The sequence below is a fragment of the Vibrio thalassae genome, assembly GCF_900089835.1.
GTDB lineage: Bacteria > Pseudomonadota > Gammaproteobacteria > Enterobacterales > Vibrionaceae > Vibrio > Vibrio thalassae.
The window spans coordinates 1-1,410 of sequence record NZ_OANU01000089.1 but is presented as its reverse complement, the minus strand read 5'-3'; the positions used below and the strand labels follow the sequence as shown (position 1 = coordinate 1,410).

Annotated in this window: 1 protein-coding gene; it reads right to left on the bottom strand. The window is 45.6% G+C overall.

Annotated features, from left to right (window positions below):
- On the bottom strand, positions 1 to 831 hold an 831-nt coding region (locus VTH8203_RS18310), incomplete at its 3' end, for a reverse transcriptase N-terminal domain-containing protein (protein WP_208617774.1).
- Positions 832 to 1,410 lie beyond the last annotated feature (579 nt).

The following is a 1,410-nucleotide window of genomic DNA, read 5'->3' as shown; positions in this document are numbered from 1 at the left end:
AGCGCAGGTGACGACGAAATCGTCGGCGTATCCAATGAAATTGGCTCTACTACCCTTTTTGAGGGCCGTAGACTTAATATGCTGCTCAAGTCCAGCAAGAGTCATTAGCATCAAGGTTGGTGATATTATCCCACCTTGTGGTGTTCCCTCATCGGTGCGATAAAACAGACCTTTGTCCATAAAGCCAGATTTTAGCCATTGTTCCAACATTCTCTTATCAATAGCGATGTTATCAAGAAGCCATTGATGGCCGATCTTGTCGAAACAAGCTTTAATATCCCCTTCAAGTACCCATTTAGCTGATTTCTTTAATGCCAAACATTTGAAACACTGCCCAACTGCATCGGCAGTACTGCGATTTGGCCTAAATCCATAACTGTTAGGGTCAGCAAGCGTTTCCGATATAGGCTCTAATGCAAGAAGATGGAGGGCTTGTTGCGCTCTGTCTATCATGCATGGAATGCCTAATGGTCTGAGCTTGCCGTTCTTTTTAGGGATGTAGATACGCTTGAGCGGTTGGGCTTTGTACGCCTTTCGACTCAATTGATTAACTGCTTTTATGCGGCGTGCATCTGTGTTCCAGATGACACCATCTATTCCAGGCGTTTTGCTACCTTTATTTTGAGATACTCGCCTTACTGCAAGAAGCTTGGCTGAGCGAGAATGAGTTAGTATCCACTGCAAGGCTTTCGCTTTACCGTGTTTACCTTCTCTAGTTGCCTTTGCGATACGCATCTGAAGCTTTAATACATGCGATTCAATAGGTTTCCAGTCGATAGACTGCCATTGAGCACTGTCAGGAGAGGCACTAATCTCTTTAGAAATCATCATTTGCGTTTCTCCTTAAATAAAGTTCTTCAAACTTTCTCGCAACGAAAGACCAGTCGGAAGTGGGCTCACTTTCGTGACCAGACACGGGTCTGTATCTGCATCGTTACAATGCAGCTTTCGCTTTCTCCGACCTCCTTTACCCGCATCGCTATCGGCCACAAGGGCTTTCCCATAGGGAACGATACAGGCTTACCCTGTTCCGTATGTTACGTAATATGTCAACTTAGATGCCCACTCTAGTGCGGAGAGTACTTTGATCACGAAAGGCCAATGCCCAACTCCTTTCCGACTCTCGTTGCCGTTTTGGCTACAGCGTATTAACCACTTCCGCTGCTTCATCATATAACGCACCTTTAATGGATTCACATACGTTCATCATATTGACTCCCTAGCACTTACCCGAATTGTGGTTTTCAGGAGGAACATCCTCTCACGATTTTGTTCCCACTCAGCCTAACGGCCAAGTTTCGTTACATTGTCAGATCCGCTACTTTATTCAGGATCCTAGGGTCATCTGGTGATACAGATGGTTCACTCTTGTCGTGGTGAACAACGCTTCATACGACTTCAGGTCGCACG